Source organism: Streptomyces otsuchiensis, from assembly GCF_004305975.1.
Classification (GTDB): domain Bacteria; phylum Actinomycetota; class Actinomycetes; order Streptomycetales; family Streptomycetaceae; genus Streptomyces; species Streptomyces otsuchiensis.
Map to the genome: position 1 here is coordinate 1 of NZ_BHZI01000101.1, position 19,100 is coordinate 19,100.

Genomic DNA, 19,100 nt, shown 5'->3' on the forward strand with positions numbered 1-19,100 from the left:
CACGAGACCCGGGCCTCCCTCGCCGACCCGGCGACCCGCGCCGCGCTGCTGCGAGCGGCCGCCCGCGAACTGAACGCCGACGCCGCCGAGATCATCCGAACCGCCGACAGCGAGACCGCCCTCGGCGTGCCCCGCCTCACCGGAGAACTGGGCCGCACCACCGGCCAGTTCGAGGCCTTCGCCGCCGAGGTCGAGGACGGCGGCTACCTGGACGTCGCCATCGACCACGCCGACCCCGCGCTCACCCCGCCCCGGCCCGACCTGCGCCGCTACCGGGTGCCGCTGGGCGTCGTTGCCGTGTACGCCGCGTCCAACTTCCCCCTGGCCTTCTCCGTGCCCGGCGGAGACACCGCCAGCGCGCTCGCCGCCGGCTGCCCCGTCGTCGTCAAGGCCCACCCCGCCCACCCGGCCACCTCCCAGCTGTGCGCCACCGCGCTGCGCCGCGCCGCGGCCTCCGTCGGTCTGAGCGAGGACGTCGTCACCGTGGTGCACGGCTTCGACGCCGGCGTGGCACTGGTGGACCACCCGCTGGTCACCGCCGCCGGGTTCACCGGTTCCGTGCGCGGCGGGCGCGCGCTCTTCGACCGGGCCGCCGCACGCCCCGTGCCCATCCCCTTCCACGGCGAACTGGGCAGCCTCAACCCGCTGATCATCACCGAGGCCGCCGCCACCGAACGCCCCGAGGAGATCGGCACCGGACTCGCCGGCTCCGTCACCCTGGGCACCGGGCAGTTCTGCGTCAAGCCCGGACTGGTCCTGCTGCCCGAGGGCGAGGCCGGTGACGCGGTGCTGACCGCGCTGACCACGGCGCTCGGCGCCGCCGCCGAGGGCGTGCTCCTCGACGACCGGATCCGGGACGCGTTCCTGGCCGGGGTCACCGCACGCGGCGCGCTCCCCGAGGTCACCGTCCCCGTCGCCGCCGGCGCGGGCGAGGGCCGCGCGGTGGTGCCCGGCTTCGTCACGGTGCCCGCCGCACGGCTGGCCGAGGAGAGCCACGAATCCCTGCTGGAGGAGTGCTTCGGCCCGCTGACCGTCGTCGCCCGCTACCGCGACACCGCCGACGTCGAACGGGCACTGGCTTCGCTGACCGGCAGCCTCACCGCCACCGTCCACATCGGCGCCGAGGAGGCGGCCGAGGAGACCGGGCACGCCGCCGAACTGCTGGCCGCGCTGACCCCGCTGGCGGGCCGGCTGCTCGTCAACGGCTGGCCGACCGGCGTCGCCGTCACCACCGCCCAGCACCACGGCGGCCCCTACCCGGCGGCGACCTCCGCCTACACCTCCGTGGGCGCCTCGGCCATCGGCCGCTGGCTGCGCCCGGTGGTCCACCAGTCCACCCCCGCCGCGCTGCTGCCGCCCGCGCTCCGCGACGACAACCCGCTGGGACTGCCCCGCCGGGTCGACGGACGCTGGGAGCGCTGACCGCTCACCGTCACCTACCGGCCCCGCCGCCGGCCCTCGGGCCGGTGTCCGGGGCCGGTGGTGTGTCGTGGGTGGTGTCTCGTGGGCCCGGGTGAGAGCACGTCACTCGCGCCGCGCGGAGGCGGGCCGTGACCGGGCGCGCGGGGAAGGGACATCCGGCCGTGGTTCGGGCAATCCGGCCGGGGTCCGGAACCGAACCACCGTCGAGTGCGTTCACGGGCCACACCGGCCGACCAGCCGGGCGGGACCGCAGAGCGGCCCGCATCCGTCCAGCAGGGAGACAACTGTGGCAGCATCACCGCGCGTCGGCGACACCGTCGAGGACTTCAGCCTCCCCGGGGGTGTGCTCCGCGGGGACGGCTTCGAACGCGGTGACTACACGCTCTCCCAGCAGCGGGGGAAGTCGCTGGTGCTCGCCTTCTACCCGGGGGACAACACCTCCGTCTGCACCAAGCAGCTGTGCTCGTACTCCAGCGGGCTGGAGTCGTTCACCGATCTCGGCGCCGAGGTGTGGGGCATCAGCCCCCAGGGCGTCGACAGCCATGAGGGGTTCGCGCGCAAGTTCGACCTGCGGATGCCGCTGCTGGCCGACACCGATCGTGCCGTCACCCGGGCGTTCGGTATCGCCATGCCCGGTATGGGACTGCGCCGTGCCGTCTTCCTGATCGGCCCCGACGGGGTGCTGCGCTGGAAGCATGTGGCGCTGCTGGGCGCGACGTTCCAGTCGGTCGACAAGCTGGCCGGGCAGCTGGCCGCGCTCGACGCCCGCTGACCACCGCCTGGGGCTCGTGCGCGGGTCAGGCGGTTCCGGGGCCCTCGGGACCCTCGGCGCCGTCCGCCGCGTCGGGTAGCCGCTGCCAGCTGGCGACGTCCGCGCCGCCGGCGGCGCCCGGGCCGATCCAGAAGGCCGTGCCGAGCGCGGGGTCCACCTGGGCGCCGACCCTTCCGTCGCCCGAGGACCGTCCCGTCAGCCGCCTCCCCAGCCACGGCAGGAGATGGACACGCGCGAACCGCAGATCGGCGGTGCGCCGGGCCCCCCAGCGGGCGGGCGGCACCGGCGGCGGCGGTACCTCCCACTCCGCCTCGGCGGGCAGCCCCAGGCGCTGCCACACCGCCTCCGCCACCAGGCTGTGCGCCTCGGCGGTCAGATGCAGCCGGTCGTCCGCCCACATCCGCCGATCCGCCAGCGAGCGGGCGCCGTAGAGGTCCACGACCAGGGCGCCGTGCCGTTCGGCGACGGCGTCGATGTGTGCGAACAGCTCTTCCATGCGCGGCCGGTAACGGTCCAGGACCGGGCCCTGGCGGCCCGGGGTCCGCATCAGCACCAGCGTCCGGCACGACGGCGCCAGGGTGGAGACCGCCTTCTCCAGCAGCTCGCAGACCCGGTCCACGTCGCAGCCGGGACGCAGCACGTCGTTCAGGCCGCCGACCAGCGTCACGAGGTCGGCGCCCATGGCCGCCGCCGTCGCCACCTGCTCCTCGGCGATCTGCCCGATCAGCTTGCCGCGCACGGCGAGATTGGCGTAGCGGAAGTCGCCCCCGGCACGGGCGGCCAGCCGCGTGGCGAGCACGTCGGCCCAGCCCCGGTAGCTGCCGTCCGGCATCAGGTCGGACATGCCCTCGGTGAAGGAGTCACCGACGGCGACGAAACTGCGGATCTCAGGTGCGTTCCCCATGGCGAGAGCCATGTTAACCGGCCAGTAGGGGTACCCGTCGAGGGCCCGTTTCCGCCACGGCGGGCCCGCCGCCGACGGGTGGGGTCCCTCGCGCGGGGAACCGCCGGCTCAGCCCCGGCGGGGTGGCGCCTGCCGCGCGACCGAGGCCGCCCACACCACCAGCGGTACCTGCAGCGGCAGCCTGCCGTAGGCCACGGCGCGGTGGCCCGCCGAGCGGTGGCGCCAGTCGTAGGCCATCTTGACGTTGGCGGGGAAGACGGCGGCGAACAGTCCCGCCGCGGCCCACCCGCCGGCCCGGCGGGTCCGCGGGTGTGCCACCGCCGCCGCGACCGCCAGCTCCGCGACCCCGCTGGCCAGCGTCCAGGCGCGCGGGCTCCCGGGGAGCGAGCGGGGGACGATGGAGTCGAACGGCGCGGGAGCCACGGCGTGCAGGGCGCCGGCGGTGGCCAGCAGACCCGCCAGCAGCCGGGCGGAGTGTTCGGTCCGGGCGGAGTGGTCCATCTGTTCCTCACAGGGATGACGCCGGGGGCACCCTCCTTCCTACCAGCCGGTAGTGCCGCGTGGGGCCCGCCTGCCCGATACCGTGGGCGCGATGTTCTCTCCCCAGGGACCCGGCCTGCGCGAACTCGCCGTCCAGGCGATGTCCTCCACCGAGCGTGGCTACGACCTGCTCGCGCCGAAGTTCGACCACACGCCCTTCCGGACGCCCGACCACGTGGTGGCGGCCGTGGGGGAGGAGCTGCGCCCGCTCGGTCCGTTCCGGGCCGGGCTCGATGTCTGCTGCGGCACCGGGGCGGGCACGGCGCTGCTGGCCCGGCACTGCGCGGAGCGCGCGGTCGGCGTCGACTTCAGCGCGGGCATGCTCGCCGTCGCCCGCGAGAACTTCGACCGCGACGGCTCCGCGTCGGCGAATGGCCGGGGCCGGGAGGAAACCGGCGCCCCCGTGCCGCGGTGGGTGCGGGCCGACGCCCTGGCGCTCCCGTTCGTGGGCGCGTTCGATCTGGCGGTGAGCTTCGGCGCGTTCGGCCACTTCCGGCCCGCCGAACGCCCCGCGCTCTTCGGGGGTGTGTACCGCTCGCTGCGCCCCGGTGGGCTGTTCGCGTTCCCGGTGCCCGCCCCGCCGCCCGTCGGGTCGGCCGCCTACTGGACGGTCTGGGCCTTCGACGGGGCCATGCGGCTGCGCAACCTGCTCCGCCGTCCCGAATTCGTCATGTACTACCGCACGTTCCGGTTGCCCGAGGTGCTCCGGGATCTGGAACGCGCCGGATTCCGCACGGAGCTCGCACCGCTCACCCGGCTCGGCACGCTGCCCGGCGGCGCGCCCCGGGCGCGGCTGGTGCTCGCCCGCCGTCCCTCCTGACGGCAGCCCGGGGCGGGTCGTGTCGGGGCTGCGCGCCGCGTCACATACGGTGTCGGTTGTCCGATTGCGGTGCTGCCACGAAGGGGGTCGTCGATGCCGGGGAAGACCGATCCGGTGGAGGCGCTGCTCGGACGGGGGCCACGGCGCGACGACCTGCCGCCGCCCGCCGAACGCGAACGGCTGCGCACCGACTACGGATTGGCGCGCTCCGAGGTCGCCGACGCGCTTGGGGTCGCCCGGTCCACCGTGGCCGGCTGGGAGTCGGGCCGCAGCGAACCGCGTGGGGAGACCCGCGCCGCCTACCGCCGCCTGCTGGAGGGCATGGCCGAACGCCTGCCGACAGCGCCCCCGACGGGCGCGGTCGCCGTGGACGCGCCGGTACCCGCCGACACCCCTCCCCGCCCGGACACTCCCGGCACCACGCCGTCCTCCGGCTCCCCGGAAGCGGCGCCCCCGACGCCCGGTGCCGAGCTCGACGCCCCTGCTGACGACGGTGGCGACAACCCCGGTGACGCCAGCGCCGAACCGGCCCGAGCCGCGTCCGTCTCCGGCCGCACCGCCCGCCGTCCCACCACCGCCCGCCGTCCCGCCACTGCCCGCCGTGCCGCCACCGCCCGCGCGGCGCGGAGACCGGCGCCCACCGAGGACGGGTTCCCCGACGGCCCGCTGGCCGTCCTGGACGGCGACGGCATCGCCTACGGCGTGGGCGGCCTCGTCCTGGACTGCCCGGCCACCGACATCCCCGGCGTGGTGGAGTGGGCCCTGCACGGGGTGCGGCTCGGAGCGCCCCGCCTCCACCGCCACGGGCACGACGCCGACCCGCTGCTCGTCCTCACCGCGTCCGCCGCCGAGCGGGTCGGGCTGCCGCCGACGCTGGAGGACCGGCGCACACTGCGCCTGCCGGAGGACCACCCCGTGCCCCGCGCCCTCGCCGCCGCGAAGTGGCGGCTGACCCGTCGCGGTTTCGGCCCATGGACCCGCGTCTACCGGCCCGTCCACGAAGGGCGTCGGCAGTGCGTCCAGCTGGCGGTGCTGCCGTGGGGAGCGCTGGACGCGCGGGCCTGGGCGAACGCCGAGGCCATGCCGCCGCCCGAACTGGCCCGTGCTCTGGGCGACTACGCCAACCGCGTGCTCACGCCCCGTGGTTCGGCGGCCGTCTGCGGGTTGGAGCTGATGACGGCGCTGCGCCCCCCGACCCGGCCGGTACGGGACACCGCCACCGGTGCCTGGGTGTCGGGCCCCAACCCCGGGGCGCTCACCGAGCCGGTCGACCCCGCGCCGCCCGAGGCCCCCGACGAGCACCCGGTCCTGGCCGGGCGCCACCCCCGCGGGCATCTGCGGGGGCCCACGGAACAACTCGACGAGGAGGCCTTCGCGTGGGCGCGTGACCCGGAATCGCTCACCGACGCGGAGTGCGCCCGCAGCCACGCCGTGGGGATCGACGTCAACATGGCGTTCGCCGCCGCTGCCAACCGGCTGAACGTCGGCCTCGGCGAGGCGGTGCACGTCACAGCGCCGGAGTTCGACCCGGGAATCCCCGGCAGCTGGCTGGTGGACCTCTCCCACATCCCGTTCGACGAGCGACTGCCCAACCCGTTCACCCCGCACGGGGGACGCCCGGAGGGCCCGGCCTGGTACGCCACCCCGACCGTCGCCTACGCCCGGGAACTGGGCCACAGCGTGGCGCCGGTCGAAGCCCATCTGCGGCTCGACCACGGCGCCTACCTCGACGCCTGGTACACCCGGCTGCGCGACGCCTACCTGCACACCATGGAACAGCTCGGCGTGCGGGCCGGGATGTCACCGGCCGAGTACCTCGCCGCGATGGCGGACCACCGGGGCGGCGACCCCGCGCAACTCGCCGTCCTCTCGGCGGTGAAGGCCACGGTCAAGGGCGGGATCGGCAAACTCCGCGAACGCCCCCAGGGCGCGGGCTACCGTCCGGGGGAGCGCTGGCCGGCGCTGGAACGCCCCACCTGGCGGCCCGACATCCGGGCGGCGGTGATCTCCTCCGCCCGCGTCAACATGCACCGCAAGATGACGCGGCTCGCGCAGGCCGGGCTCTTCCCCGTCGCGGTGCTCTCCGACTGCGCCGTCTACCTCTCCGACGGGCCGGGGCCGCTGGACTTCCTGCCGTTCACCGACGACGGCAAGCCGCTGCCGGGCGGCTTCCGCGTCGGGGTCTCGCCCGGCATGGTCAAACACGAGGGAACACAGCCGCTGTTGTGGGCGGTACAGATGCTCGACGAGGGGCACAACCCGGCCCGCCACATCAAGGGGCCGGACGCGCCGTCCGGCGACGAGTAGCAGCGACGATCGGAGCGGGAAGAACTGATGGGTGCCTTCGAGGACGGGCTCGACCGGGCCGACTCCGGCCGTTTCACACGGCCGTTGCCCAAGTCCGCGCCCGCCCGGGTGCGGTTCCTGGTCCGGAGCCTGCGGGGGACCAGGGCTGCCGCAGCCGAACTCGGCGTCTCGCAGCGCACCGTGGAACGCTACGTCCGGGGGCAGTTGCGTCAGCCGCGCCCGGAGCTGGCGGCCCGCCTGGAGCGGGCGGTCCGTGCACGGTGGCAGCCGAAGGTGCGGGCGCGCGCCCGGCGGCGCGCGGCCGACACCGGCGGCATCGTCATCGAGACCCGCGCCCGTTTCGGCTTCACCGCCGCGCCCGGCTCCACCGACGACGCCCGCGTCCGGCTCATCACCCAGCACTTGCCGCCGGAGTACGCGGCCCGGCTCTTCGACGCCCGTACGGCCGGGGCCAGTGAGCAGCGGCTTCAGGAGATCGCGGCGGAGGGCCTGGGCGAGATCTACTTCCGCGACCGTGGCCGCCGGGCGGACGGTCTCCAGGTGGAGTTCACCGACATCGACTACGTGGAACTCGACTACTGAACCGGCGCCTGCCGTCCGGTGGGCGCGCCGCGACGATGTCGTGAGCCGCAGCGCGACGGTTGCACACCGGCAGTCTCGTTGCCCCCTCGGTCCGATACCTCATCGCCTGAGGCGGTCGCCCGCTGGCAGGCTGCCCGGATGGATCACGCGGAAGCACTGCTTATCGGTGGACGGGCTGGTGTCGGCAAGACAACGGTGGGGTGGGAGGTCTCGGCGCTGTTGCGCTCCACGGCCGTCGCCCACGCGGTCATCGACGGTGACTTCATGGGGCAGGTGCATCCGGCACCAGTGGGAGACCCCCACCGCGCGGAGATCACCGAGAGCAATCTGACGGTCGTGTGGGCCAACTTCGCCCAGCGCGGATACCGGCGTCTCATCTACACGAACACCATGAGCGTGCTGCCGGAGGCAGCGGGCATGTTCGAACGCGCCATGGGGGGTGGAGTACGAATCACACGCGTCCTGCTCACCGCCTCCGACGCCACCGCCCGCGAGCGGCTGGTGGGCCGTGAACGCGGCTCGGAGCTGGAGCGGGAGCTGGAAGGAAGCATCCGCAAGGCGAGGCTCCTAAATCAGCGGTCTCCTGACGACATCGTGCGAGTAGCGACGGATGGGCGGCTCATCGTCGACATCGCACGGGAGGTAGTGGCTGCCACCGGTTGGGCGGCTGTCACTTCTCCGTGACAGGAAGAGCTGCCGAACAGGTAGGTGCGACCAGCCGGATGCCTTGTTGGTGGCACCCCTGGCTGCCACGCCCAGCTCTACCCTCCGGCTCAGCCGGCTCCGCCCGTGACCTCCGAGCTTCGGTTCACCTCGGCGCACGCGACAATCCTGGCGACGCCGGCGACCACTCCCGGGATACTGATCGCCCATGGATGAGGTCGAGGTTGTCGTCGCCCACTCCGAGCGCGCGACGCTGCGTGTCGGTGAGGTGTTCCTCAAGGTGGACGCCGATCAGGCGCGTGTCGATGCCGAGGTCGAGGCGATGTCCCTCGCGCCGGTTCCGACGCCGAAGGTCCTGTGGCGCGAGCCACCCGTACTCGCTCTCGCCGCGCTCCGGGGGACGACACTTGGGCGCCTCGGCGGGCCCACGACGGGGTCGCCGGCGGCATGGGCCGCGGCGGGCGCCGCCATCCGGCGGCTGCACGACGCGCCGCTGCCGCCGGGGCCCGGGCGGGCGGGCCGGAGCGTCGTCGAGCTGGCGGTGGAACTCGACGGCGAGTGCGAGCTGCTCGTGGGGAACGGCCTGCTGCCCGCCGACCTGGTCACCCGCAACCGCCAGGTCGCCGCTGCCGCGCTCCGGCCGTGGACTCCGGCGTTCACCCACGGCGATCTTCAGATCGCGCATGTCTTCGTCGACGGCGACGAGGTCACGGGCATCATCGACTGGTCCGAGGCCGGCCAGGGTGATGCCCTGTACGACCTCGCCACCTTCACGCTCGGACACGAGGAGCACCTTGACGACGTCCTCGCCGGCTATGGCGGCGACGTCGACCTCGAAGTGATCCACGCGTGGTGGTCGCTGCGGAGTCTCCTGGCGGTTCGCTGGCTGATCGAGCACGGCTTCGACCCCTTCGCGCCGGGCTGCGAGGTCGACGTGCTGAGATCCCGGATATGAGACCGAGCGGGCCCGGCTGCTGCGAACGCCCACCGCCGTGACGGCTCCGGGGTCTCGTACCGGCTGGCCAGAGAACCCGTTCGACGAGCTTGCCGTGAACCCAGCGGAGCCTTCCGGCCGACGTGACCGGGCATGTATCGGAAGTGCCGGTGGGCGGACGAGAAAGCGGGACGGGAAGGTGTGGTCATGGAGCGGATACTGAGTCGGCAGGCAGCTTCGGAGGCAGTCCAGGAGTACGGGTGGCGCTACTTGCTGGGCTCGTTGCAAACGTCGGTTGAGGTCGGGACGTCGGCTCGGGCGGTCGGCTTGGCAGCGGACGCCGTCGCGGCGTGTGGCGACGACGCGGATCGCCATCTCCGGATCGACGTGCGTCCCGGCCGGGTCGTATTCACCCTGCAGTCGTTGGACCACGCGACGGTCACCACCCGGGACGTCGAGCTGGCGCGCCTGATCTCCGCGACCGCAGGCAAGGCCGGGTTGCTGCCGGGGCCCGGAACCGGAACGGAGGAGCCGCGCTCCGTCCAGCTTCTGGAGATCGCCATCGATGCCTTCGACATCGCAGGGATTCGGCCCTTCTGGAAGGCGGTGCTGGCCTACACCGATGAGGCAGGTGCCGAGGGAGCGGAGCATCCGCTCGTGGACCCGCTCAGGCAGGGCCCCGCCATCTGGTTCCAGCAGATTGACCGCCCGCGTCCGCAGCGAAACCGCGTTCACCTCGACATCAGCGTTCCGCACGAGGAGGCTCCCCGACGGATCGAGGCCGCGCTGGCCGCTGGGGGACGGCTGGTGTCAGCGGCCCGTGCCCCCGCGTTCTGGGTGCTCGCCGACCGGGAGGGGAACGAAGCCTGCGTCACGACGTGGCAGGGTCGGGACAACTGAAACACCTGCTGTTCGCGGTCATTCCTTGTCGGGGCGTCGCCGCCTGGATCGCACTCCTGCGGTCAGCGCGTACGAGAACCGGTAGACCCCGTCCGCTACCGGAAGCCGCTTCGAGGCGCGGCCGCGTCCTCACCCTTGACGGACTCCGCGATGCGCAGGGCGGCCTGGGCGGGTGTGAGGTGTGTGGTGTCGATGACCTCGGCCTCGGCGTGCAGCCAAGTGCGGGCCGCCTCGGCGTAGGGCTCAAGGTACTGGAGACGGAACGGCGAGTCGGGGCCGAGAACGGTGTCGCCCGCGATGCGCTCGCGCAGGGTGTCCTGGTCGGCGTGGACGACGAAGTGCCGGATCTCGATGCCGTGCTGGGCGAGGCCCGAGCTGATCTCGCGCCAGTACGGCTCGACCAGGACGGTCATGGGCATCACCAGGGTGCCGCCGGTGTAGTCGAGCACGCGTCGGGCGGTCTCGACCACGAGCGTCCGCCACGGGGGCCAGTGCTGGAAGTTGTCCGTCACGGAGAGCGCCGGTGTGATGTCCATGAGAGCCTCGCCGACCTTCTCGGCGTCGAACACCCGTGAGTCCGGGATGAGCCGCTGCACGTGAGCACTGGTCGTCGTCTTGCCCGCACCATGGGTGCCGTTGAGCCACACGATCATGAGCCCGACGATAGCGCGACGCGGGGCCGTGGGAACAGGAGCACATCGTCACGGTGGCTGACCTGCGGGCTGGAGCAGGAGCAACTGCGGCTCCTCGCCAAGCCCTCGTCAGGTTGGTGATCCCTGATTCTTGGGAACCGGCAGCTTCGGAAAAAGCTGACGGGCCCCGGCCACGTCGTCCGCGTTCTGCCCACCCAGCCTCAGCCGATCGCCGGTTGGACCGTCAGGCCGTGACGCCGAGTCCGGTGCGGGCCCGCCTCGCCTGGAAGGGCACCCGCTTGTGAAGCTCACCTTCATCGGCTGCGGCTACCTCGGAGCCACCCACGCGGCGTGCATGGCCGAACTCGGCTACGACGTACTCGGCATGGATGCCGACATCAACTAGGTCCACGTCCCAGCCGTCAAGGGCCTTGCCATCGGTGAGGTAGAGGCGACGGGCAACGCCTGGCTTCCCGAGGGCGCGGGAACGTTCGGGATCTGCCCCCGGGAGGCGAGCACACCAGGCGGTTAAGCGTTCAACTCGGTGAAGAACAGCACCATGCGGCTATCTGCCTTGTCTACGACGTGCCCCTTCGGAAGCTCGCTGTCTGGGGTACCTGCCGGGTGGATGATCAGTTGTGGTGCTGCGGTGCGGTCGACGCTCCAAGCGGTGATGTGGGCGATCAGATTTCGAGCAAGGGTGGTCGCGTCAGGTCCGTAGGCGGCGGCGCCAAGCCGGGACGGTCGTTCGAGATCCGCGTTGTCGCGCTCGGCAATCAGGAAGGCAATGGAGCTGCCGGCTACGAGGGCGGGGCTGCGGCCGGGAATCGCGGGGCGTCGTGCACCGTCCTCCTGCGCCTGCTTGGTGACTTCGATGCGGCAGACCGTGTCGTCGGAGGCGGTAGCGCGCAGCCAGATGCCGTCGAAGGATTCCTCGTTGCCGACCCGGGCCTGCGACCACAGCTCAGTGAGCGGTGTGGAGAAGACCTCGGTGAGTTGGCCGGGATCGACGGGCTGGTCCTGGTCGTGGTGGAGGCGGACGGTGCCGTCGGCCAGCTCGGTGGTGCGTTCACCGTGCTGGCCGATGATGGGGACGAAGCCGCACAGTTCCATGTCGTCGGAAACGAGGGTGCCGCCGTGGCGGGTGAGGGCGATGGAGCGGGTCTGGCCGCGCCATCGGAGCGGGAGGACGAGTCGGCCGCCATCTGCGAGCTGTTGCCACCAGGCGGCGGGGACGTCCCAGAGGCCTACGGTGGCGATCATTCGGGTGTAGGGAGCGTGTTCGGGCGCCCCGTCCAAGCCGTCGCGTTCCATAGCCCTGACGCGTTCGTAGCCGGTGTTGTTGAGGGCCCGGCGGGCGTGCAGGGCGACGCCGGGGTCGATGTCGACGGTAGTGATCTCACCGCCCGAGCCGACGAGTTCGGCGAGGAGGGCGGCGTTGTAGCCGGTGCCGGCGCCGATCTCCAGGATGTGGTCGCCGGGCTGAGGGTCGAGTTGAGCGAGCATCATCGCGACGGTTGACGGCACGGAGGCGCAGGACAGGGCGAGCGGGCCGTTGGGGTTTTCCTTGATGGAGACGGCCCGGTTGGTGTAGGCGGCGGCCGGGTCGAGCCCCGGCAGGTGGAGGTCACGGCGGACAGTGCGCATGGCCTGCTCGATCGGGGCTGGCAGCGGGCACTTGGCGACGATGTCGTCCACGAGTCGGTTGCGCAGGTCGTCGAGGCTGGGGGTGCTGTTCACATGGCTCTTTCAGTTGAGGAGGAGGCAGGTCTCCCACCCCGTGGCAACGGGGCGGGTCGGGTTGAGGCTGTGCAGCGCGAGCAGCACCCCGTCAGTGCCGGTCAGGAGACCGGCGGTATCGGGTAGTGGGTGCTGGGCCATATGGTTGGCAAAGTGGGAGCGGAGGGACGGCAGAGCCAGCCGGAGTGGGCTCTCCGGCGCGCTGTCGGCGGCCGAACGTTCTGCGGCGAGGCAGACGCCGGCCCAGCCGTGGCAGACCGTGGCGTTGTCGATGCGGACGAGCTGTTCGGGATCGGTGATACAGGCCGTGAGTGCGTCCTCGGCCAAGCGCTGGGCCGTCGTACGCGAGCATGCGATGGCTGCGAGCTGTAAGGCGCGCGCGATGCCGGGAGTGCCGTAGCACCACGATGGTCTGCCGGGGTGCTCCCCCGCCGGTGATCTGCCGATCCATGCGTCGAGGGTGACGGTCTCCGGCCAGGCGGGGCCGCCGTTGGCAATGTGGCGCGCTCGCTGTTCCAGCAGGCGGCAGCCTTGAATGAGGGCTTCGTGGTGGCCGGCCACGGTGTGCCCTGCGCGCCTGGCCAGGGCGAGGAGCGCGACGGGCCCGGCGACACCATGGGCCATGCCGAAGTTGCCATGTCCTGCGGGCCAGGCGGCGTCGGGTCGGCCGCTCGGGCCGACCGAGGTCCACCAACCCGGCACTTTCTCACCGTAAACCGTGAGCGGCTGCTGGAGGAGCCGCACAAGGTAGCGCAGGACATCATCGAACAGTTCCGCCTGCGTGCCTCGGCGCATAAGAAGCGCGCCCAGTCCGGTCAGGCCGGAGATCAGGTCGTACTCCTGCATGCGTGGCGGGCTACCCGCGTCAAACCGGCGACGAGCGTCCGCGAGCCGCGCGCGTACGAGTGTGATGAGCATCGTGTCGAGGTGGTCGAGCGCAGAGCGGTAGGCTGGGTGGCCGGCTGTCTGGAGGACATACGCCACGGCCGGTGCTCCGCGATAGAGGCTCGTGCCGACGGGGTGACCGGCGGCCGGTTGTCTGGCCAGAGCCCTCGCGGCGGTGTGCGCCGTATCCCAATGACCGCTGTCCTGGGCAAGGGTTGCCTGGTAGAGGACAGTTCCAGCAAGACCGCGGCCCAAGTCGTGCACGAGGTCGTTCACCGGGCTGCCCCCTGTGCCAGCAGGGAGCGGCATGCCTGTCGTGCGGCGTGGCGGCAAGCTGACTCAGCCGCCCGGTCAGGGCCCGTGATCCGGTTGTGGTGCATGTGCAGCAGCGACTCCAGCGCCGGGCCGGTCTGCTCGTTGGTGAGATGAGACCGGTACATGGCGAGGGCGGTGCGGCGCCTTTCGTACGCGTCGGCCAGGCGGGCCGACCCGTACGAGTCTCGTGTGAGGGCTTCCGTGCGGACGCGGCGCAGCGTCTGACGGGTGACGCTGAGCAGGCCCGTGCCACGAGGCGTGCTGGCCAGCCAGCTGAGACCTTCCTCCTCGCCGAGGAGCGCGCAGGTGATGTCGATCATTCCGAGTGCGCACAGGACGTGCGGGTCGAGGCCGGTCAGGTCGGCGAGTGCGTACCGTGTCGCGTCGCTGTCGGCGACGAACACGGTCTCGGCGGCATCCAGAGCAGCTCCGGTGCCGTAGCGGCCGAACTCAGGCCGGTAGCCGTCGAAGACGAGCCGGGAGGCGAGCGCCTCACTCTGTAGCCGCGCGGTCCAGCGGGCAATGGCTCGCGCCGCCGTTGCGTGCTGCTCCCGGTTGTGCGCGGCGATGCGCAGCCGGAGGTGGTCCTCCTCCTGTCCGGTGCGGTAGCGCACAAACCAGTTGTCGGGCCCGCCGAGTGCATCGAGGAGGCCGGGTAGACGGCGGGTAAGGATCTGGTCCATCAGCGTCGGGTGGGTGAAGAGCTTCGCCTGTACCCACCGTTGCTGGTCGTCTCCGGGCATCGGCAGCATCCGGTTGGTCACGACCGGGGCCGTAGCCAGGTCGGGGTGGGGCAAGGGCGGCCGGGTGGAGGTGAGCGGCAGAGCAAGTTCGTGGGCGTGGCCGATCCAACCGAAGTACCGCTCGTCGGCGGTTTCGAGTAGTTCGGCGTTTCCGTGGCGCCGAAGGTGGCCGTGAAGGAGTCGTGCGTGCAGTGGTTCGGTCAGATCCAGGCGCAGGGTGCGGTCCTCGTCGCGGAGTTCGAGCAGCTGCGGGCACTTCCACGTACGCGCCCAGGCGGCCAACGCCGCGTGCCAGGAAGGCTCGAAAGGACCAGACGGGAGGTCTGCGATCCTCAGGTGCCAGCGGGCCGGTGAGAGTACCGCCTTGCGGTAACGGACCCGGGGCAGATAGGGCACCCCCGCAGCGAGAGGTCCCCAGTCGAACTGCGTCCAGGCGGTGGCGAAGCCTCGGCCGACTAGTGCGATGAACCGGGCAATCGGCGGGGCCTGCTTCTCCAAGGCGAGCGGGTGCAGGACGACCGGCTCGACAATACGGCGTCGCGAGAGGCTGACCAGATGCAGCCTCTTGCTGGTCGACAGCACCGCCAGATCATCCAGCGGGATCAGGCGGTCGGCCAGGGCCCGGTGCTCGCCGACGGGGATCACGTACGGCAGCAGGGCGGGGATGCGAGCCACGTTCTCGGCGTGCGGATGGACCGGGGTGAAGGACAGCTGGGCCGGCAGGGCGCCGTCAACCAGGGTGGGCAGCCGCCGGTAGACCTCGTCGAGGCCGCTGTCAGGGAGGGCGGTGGCGAACCGGCCGGTGAGAGTGCCGGTGCTCCAGGCGGGACGCACGGACACGGTGAAGTCACCGTGGTCCAGGGCCTGGGTCGACGACGCGTGTACCCGCACCGCCATCTCGACGTGCGGGGCGACGGGGGCGTCCTCGCGGCTGGTGGCGCAGAGCTCATCGAGGTCCGCTTCCGTGAGCCGGATCTCAGGAGCACTGGAGAGTGCTGCCTGCCACGCCTTGGCCATCAACAGCTCATCGCGGGGAAGCACCTTCGACGGTGAATCCGGCCACGCTGACATCGGGAAGTCGGCCGGCAGTCCAACCCCGGCGGCCAGATCGACCGCGTCCCGCAGCGGCACCAGGCTGCCGGCGCCGTACCGTTCCCAGAACAGGCCGTGATACGCGGCCCACACAGGCTTCTCCCCCACGTTCCGTGTCAGCCGCAGTAGGGCCTCCGCAACGCGCTCGGCCTCCTCCAGCACCGGTGTCGGGACGCGGACCGTGGCGTCGAGTCGCAGGTCGACGCTGATCCGCACTCGGCCCCGGTCGCTGACGCTACTCATGTGCTTCTCGGCCGTACCGCGCAATTCCTGGGCAGCGGCAGGGTCGCCTGCCGCGTCATGCTCGGCAAGCAGGCGGCACACGTCTTCCAAGTCGGCGAGCAGACTGCCCGTTTCGGGCTTGAGGCGGTTTGCGAGTGGACGAAGGACAGCAAGCATGTGGCCCAGAGGGTCGGGGTCCGTCAGGGGTGCCGACACGTTGCTGATCAGGAAGCCGGCCTCCAACGTGTCCGTGAGGAGCCGCTGGATCTGTTCGGACGTACCGCCCAGCGCGATCAACCGATCGGTGATCCTCTGGCACGGAACCGGGTGTGCGGCCAGCACGAGGATCGCAGCGAGAGGCCGGGTGATCGTGGCGCTCGCGGTGCGTCCGCCGGAGAGGGGGCGCACCAGCACGTCGCCGTGCTGTGCCGCCAGGTCGTTGATCTGAACGGTCAGGTGGGGCAGGACGTCCGGTCGCCGCTGGAGGTCACGGCGGATGTGGTCGAGCCAGAGCGTGTCTGGACGGGCAACGGCTCGGTGGGCGGTGCCCACTCTGCCACCGGCCGGACCGCACTCCGCGGTGGTCACGCCGGCGAATAGGCCGAACGGCGTGGGACGTCCGGCCGCGCGTAGGAGGTACCGGGCGATCGCCGTTGTTGCCTTACGTACCTGCTTCGGCCGGACACTGCCTTCTTCAAGGATGTGGTCGACGGTACGCGCGAGTTGTGGGGAAGCCGTTCGCACTGCGTCAGTGAAGGAAGGGAGGGCCCACACGTCAGCAAGCCAACGGCAGCAGTCGGCCGGATCGTCGGGGTCGGGCCACTGGGTGTTTTGAGCGGTGAGCGGGAGCACGGCGGCGCGCAGCAGGAGCCCGTCACCGAGTTGGAGCTGTCTGGTCCGCGTCATCGTGGGTTCCCGTTCGGTAGACCGGTGCGGGCCGGGAAGTGGGCCTGGCCCGCACCGATTCGGTGTGTTGGTCAGCTTGTGCAGGAGGAGGCGCAGGTGGACTCGCACCCGTCGCTGGTGTCGCAGTCCTCGGCCACCGGAACCGGCGCGTCCGTGATGGCGATGGTGAGCTGCCACTCGTCGCCCGTGATGGGAGCCGTCTCAGTCGTCGCAATTGCCATTGCAGTACCTCCGAAGCATTGGTTGACCGTCCAGGGGATGCGTGGACGGGGGAGCGCGGACCCCGCGTCCGGCTGATGGCTGCGGCTTGGCCCCGCTTCTTCCCGGGACCATGGGGCTAGGGAGCCGTCGAGGGTGAGTCCGGTTAGCGGTAGAGCGCGGGAGGCGAGGCTGTACGTGCAGGGCCATGGCTGTCCACCGTCCGCTGGAATCTCGTCTCCCGGGCCTCCGCAGTCAGTCACGCATGACACTCGGGCGTTCACCAAGCGTCGCCGGGCTCGGGTGACTGCGGTATGACCAGCGGGTGTTACCGAGCCGGGAATACACTCGCTTCCGCCGTCGTAAGAAGCTTGATCGCGCCTAAGATCGCACCGGAAGTTGGCCCTCATGGATGCCACCACGCCCGGCCCGCTCGCTCCCGACATCCTCGAACGCGAGGATGTCCGGCGAGCCCTGGTAGAGCACGACTTCGCAGCCGCCTTCGCCTTGATCAAGAAGTACGGTGGACTGTCCCAGAACCGCATCGCCTCGGCCTGTCACCTCACGCCGGGCAAGGTCTCCACGATCATCAGTGGGCGGCAGCAGGTCACCAGCTTCGAGGTCATCTGCCGCATCTCCGACGGACTCCGGATCCCGGGCCACCTCCTTGGACTCGCTCCACGTGCTTGGGAGACCGGCCCCGTCCAGGAGGGTCTCTTGCCGGATCCTGAGTGTGAGCAGGCCAGCGCCGATGAGGTCCCATGGCGGCCGGATGCCACAGTGCGTCTGGCAGCGAACCTGACGAGGAGCGATCTCGTGATGGACCGTCGCGCGGCAACGCGTGCTCTGGCCGGGGCCGCCGTCACCGGTGCTGCCCTGCTCGACCCTCTGGAGGGGTGGCTCCAGCCTGCGGGCTCCGCTGCCCGGCCATGTCGGCGCGGTCGGCTCGGGGCGCGGGAGGTTGGGGAGTTGGAGTCCGCTGCTCGCGCGTTCCGGGCCTCGGACCACCAGTACGGGGGTGGTCTACGCCGCAAGGCCGTGCTGGGCCAGCTCAGCGAGGTCGCCGCGCACCTCGACGAACACCAGGCGCCGAGGGTTGAGAGGTTCCTGTACCGGGTGATGGCCCAACTGGCAGGCACGGCGGCCACCATGGCGTGGGACAGTGGTCTCCAGCGCCGCGCTCAGAACTACTACCTGCTCGCCCTGCGTGCCTCCCACGCCGGCGACGACAAGGTCTTCGGCGCCAACGTCCTGGCCGGCATGGCCCGTCAGATGCTCTACCGCGACCAGCCGCAGGACGCCCTCGAACTCGTCCGCATCGCCCAGGACGGTGCCCGGCACGTCGCCGGCCCCAGAGTGCGCGCGATGCTCCATACCCGGGAGGCGTGGGCGTACGCGGCGATGGACCGCACTGCCGCCTTCCATCGGGCAACCGCCCAGGCGGCCGACGCGTTGACTGATGCCGGGCCGGACGAAGAGCCGTACTGGATCGCGTACTTCGACGAGGCCGAACTCGCAGGCACCACCGGCGGCCGCCTTCTCGAGCTGGCCCGCCAAAACCCCAAGCAGCACGCTCACGCTGCGGCCACCGAGATCCGTCGAGCTCTGGCCCGGCGTGGCCCCGAGGCCAGCCGCAGCCACGCCCTGGACCGGATCGGACTGGCTCAGTGCCACTTCCTGCTCGGCGACCTGCCCGGCGCGGTGGAAGAAACCCACCGCGCGGTGGACGCGGCGCGTGCCACGCGCTCCAGCCGCGTGCGCGCCCAACTCGGACAGCTCTACCCGCACACCGTGGGAAACAGCGCTGCGCGCCCCGTGCGCGAAGCCCGCGATAGGATCCGCGACCTGCTGTCGACCTGAGAAGGAGAGAACTATGACGACCGTCGCGGTGACCGGGCACATGGACCTTACCGAGGACAGCATTCCTCTGGTCCGCACCGCCCTGGACGAGCTGCTCAAGCGATACGTGGACAACAGCCGACTCGTCGGCGTCTCCTGCATCGCCAAGGGCGCCGACTCCCTCTTCGCCGAAGCCGTCCTCGCCGTGGGCGGACGCCTGACCGTTGTCCTCCCCTCCCAGGACTACCGACAGAACAAGGTCAAGCCCAACCACGCCGCCCTCTTCGACCGGCTCGTCGAATCTGCCGAGGAAGTCCTCGTGCTTCCCTACGAGACTGCCAACCGGCAGGCGTACGAGGCCGCTAACGCCGTGCTCATCGAACGCGCCGATCGCCTCGTCGCCGTATGGAACGGCGAACCCCCCACCGGCAAGGGCGGCGGCACCGCCGATACCGTCCTCGAAGCGCGAGCGGCGGGCATCCCCGTAGATGTCGTGTGGCCGGACGGCGCCGCTCGTCAGAAATGAGCGCGACGCAATCCCAGCGCACTTCCCTCACGATGTCCTTGTGCTGAGGCCGACCACGTCGCTCGTGCCCCGGATGCGCCGGGCCCTGCTGGAGTACCAATGGGTCGGCCGACGGATCGCCCCAACGGGAGTTGGGGTTATGGGTGGTGCCGGGGTGG

17 protein-coding genes and 1 pseudogene are annotated in these 19,100 nt (G+C 71.6%); 11 read left to right on the forward strand and 7 right to left on the reverse strand.

The window, feature by feature from the left end:
* Both E0D90_RS11865 and E0D90_RS11870 read left to right on the forward strand, forming a co-directional pair.
* Positions 1-1,422, forward strand: a 1,422-nt coding sequence (locus tag E0D90_RS11865; RefSeq protein WP_130797855.1) for an aldehyde dehydrogenase family protein, incomplete at its 5' end; no start/stop codon positions are given.
* Between the two features lie 286 nt (positions 1,423-1,708).
* Entirely contained in the window at positions 1,709-2,194 is a 486-nt protein-coding gene (locus E0D90_RS11870; protein ID WP_103503413.1) for a peroxiredoxin, read from the forward strand.
* Between the two features lie 25 nt (positions 2,195-2,219).
* Here the strand turns inward: E0D90_RS11870 and E0D90_RS11875 are convergent, their stop codons facing one another.
* Positions 2,220-3,098 carry an SGNH/GDSL hydrolase family protein gene (locus tag E0D90_RS11875; protein ID WP_130797856.1) on the reverse strand — a complete coding sequence of 293 codons (879 nt, stop codon included), beginning with the start codon at positions 3,096-3,098 and terminating at the stop codon, positions 2,220-2,222.
* 108 nt (positions 3,099-3,206) lie between these two features.
* Positions 3,207-3,599, reverse strand: coding sequence for a DoxX family protein (locus E0D90_RS11880; protein WP_130797858.1), 393 nt, complete (start codon positions 3,597-3,599; stop codon positions 3,207-3,209).
* Positions 3,600-3,690: 91 nt separating this feature from the next.
* Between E0D90_RS11880 and E0D90_RS11885 the strand changes: the two genes are divergently transcribed.
* From E0D90_RS11885 to E0D90_RS11910, 6 genes are all read left to right on the forward strand, one after another.
* Positions 3,691-4,458, forward strand: coding sequence for a class I SAM-dependent methyltransferase (locus tag E0D90_RS11885; RefSeq protein WP_130797860.1), 768 nt, complete (start codon positions 3,691-3,693; stop codon positions 4,456-4,458).
* Positions 4,459-4,551: 93 nt separating this feature from the next.
* The gene (gene tap / locus E0D90_RS11890; protein WP_130797862.1) at positions 4,552-6,765 is read left to right on the forward strand and encodes a telomere-associated protein Tap; all 2,214 of its coding nucleotides are present in this window, start codon (positions 4,552-4,554) and stop codon (positions 6,763-6,765) included.
* A gap of 27 nt (positions 6,766-6,792) precedes the next feature.
* Complete coding sequence (tpg, locus tag E0D90_RS11895; RefSeq protein WP_103503408.1) at positions 6,793-7,347, forward strand: telomere-protecting terminal protein Tpg; 555 nt, start codon at positions 6,793-6,795, stop codon at positions 7,345-7,347.
* Between the two features lie 138 nt (positions 7,348-7,485).
* Entirely contained in the window at positions 7,486-8,031 is a 546-nt protein-coding gene (locus E0D90_RS11900) for an ATP-binding protein (RefSeq protein WP_130797864.1), read from the forward strand.
* Positions 8,032-8,218: 187 nt separating this feature from the next.
* Complete coding sequence (locus tag E0D90_RS11905; protein WP_130797866.1) at positions 8,219-8,965, forward strand: phosphotransferase family protein; 747 nt, start codon at positions 8,219-8,221, stop codon at positions 8,963-8,965.
* Positions 8,966-9,151: 186 nt separating this feature from the next.
* On the forward strand, positions 9,152-9,844 hold the full coding sequence (locus E0D90_RS11910) for a 4a-hydroxytetrahydrobiopterin dehydratase (protein WP_130797868.1): 693 nt from the start codon (positions 9,152-9,154) through the stop codon (positions 9,842-9,844).
* 95 nt (positions 9,845-9,939) lie between these two features.
* On the opposite strand, the gene E0D90_RS11915 is transcribed toward E0D90_RS11910, so the two are convergent.
* Positions 9,940-10,497 carry an AAA family ATPase gene (locus tag E0D90_RS11915; protein ID WP_130797870.1) on the reverse strand — a complete coding sequence of 186 codons (558 nt, stop codon included), beginning with the start codon at positions 10,495-10,497 and terminating at the stop codon, positions 9,940-9,942.
* A gap of 280 nt (positions 10,498-10,777) precedes the next feature.
* On the opposite strand from E0D90_RS11915, the pseudogene E0D90_RS11920 reads away from it, so the two are divergent.
* Positions 10,778-10,873 (forward strand): annotated as a pseudogene (locus E0D90_RS11920) (hypothetical protein); the annotation flags it as partial.
* Positions 10,874-11,004: 131 nt separating this feature from the next.
* Here the strand turns inward: E0D90_RS11920 and fxlM are convergent.
* From fxlM to fxlA, 4 genes are all read right to left on the reverse strand, one after another.
* Positions 11,005-12,216: a methyltransferase, FxLD system gene (gene fxlM / locus E0D90_RS11925; RefSeq protein WP_103503403.1), complete on the reverse strand. Its 1,212-nt coding sequence runs from the start codon at positions 12,214-12,216 to the stop codon at positions 11,005-11,007.
* Between the two features lie 9 nt (positions 12,217-12,225).
* Complete coding sequence (locus E0D90_RS11930; RefSeq protein ID WP_157996853.1) at positions 12,226-13,377, reverse strand: lanthionine synthetase C family protein; 1,152 nt, start codon at positions 13,375-13,377, stop codon at positions 12,226-12,228.
* A complete protein-coding gene (locus E0D90_RS11935; RefSeq protein ID WP_170214965.1) occupies positions 13,374-16,325 on the reverse strand; it encodes a lantibiotic dehydratase in 2,952 nt (983 codons plus the stop codon). Before E0D90_RS11935 ends, E0D90_RS11930 begins: the two co-directional genes overlap by 4 nt.
* Positions 16,326-16,450: 125 nt before the next feature.
* Positions 16,451-16,600, reverse strand: coding sequence for an FxLD family lanthipeptide (gene fxlA / locus E0D90_RS11940; RefSeq protein ID WP_103503400.1), 150 nt, complete (start codon positions 16,598-16,600; stop codon positions 16,451-16,453).
* A 385-nt stretch (positions 16,601-16,985) separates the two neighbouring features.
* On the opposite strand from fxlA, the gene E0D90_RS11950 reads away from it, so the two are divergent.
* Positions 16,986-18,437 carry an NsdA family TPR-like regulatory protein gene (locus E0D90_RS11950; protein ID WP_130797876.1) on the forward strand — a complete coding sequence of 484 codons (1,452 nt, stop codon included), beginning with the start codon at positions 16,986-16,988 and terminating at the stop codon, positions 18,435-18,437.
* 13 nt (positions 18,438-18,450) lie between these two features.
* A complete protein-coding gene (locus E0D90_RS11955; RefSeq protein WP_103503398.1) occupies positions 18,451-18,942 on the forward strand; it encodes a hypothetical protein in 492 nt (163 codons plus the stop codon).
* Positions 18,943-19,100: the final 158 nt, after the last annotated feature.